The organism is Niabella sp. CPT15-335-S11 (assembly GCF_058792415.1).
This window is the reverse complement of sequence record NZ_JBYTEI010000016.1, coordinates 1-566: the sequence shown is the minus strand read 5'-3', so window position 1 is coordinate 566 and position 566 is coordinate 1. Positions and strand designations below refer to the sequence as shown.

Genomic DNA, 566 nt, shown 5'->3' with positions numbered 1-566 from the left:
TATGATTTTGCATACGACAATACCAGCCGTCTTTTGAAAGCTGATTTTAAAGCGCTGACAGGAACGGTACAAAGTGGGACATTCAACAGCCAGATGGGCGATGGCATAAACCCCGAAAGCGCTTATGACTATAATGGCAATATACTGGCCATGACGCAGCAGGGCTTATACGGCGGCGCCAGTACCACCATAGACCAACTTACCTACACCTATATCCCCGGTACTAACAAACTGCAAAAGGTAACGGACGGGCAAACGGCCAACTTAAACCTGGGAGATTTTTACAATGGAAACACAGGTGATAACATAGATTACAGCTACGATGATAATGGCAACCTGAAACAGGATTTAAACAAAAACATTACTGATATCGGGTATAATTATTTAAATTTACCCGAGAATATTAGTGTAGCCGGAAAAGGGAGTATTGTATATAGTTATGACGGGGTTGGTAACAAACTGACAAAAACGGTCAATGAAACAGGACAGCCCCAGAAAGTCACCGTATACCTCGGCAATTTGATCTTTGAAAATAATGCTTTGCAGTTCGTAAATACTGAAGAAGG

The 566-nt window shown here is 42.0% G+C and carries 1 pseudogene; it reads left to right on the top strand.

What is annotated here, in order from left to right:
- Window positions 1–566, top strand: a pseudogene (locus AC3WS5_RS15955) (DUF6443 domain-containing protein); the annotation flags it as partial.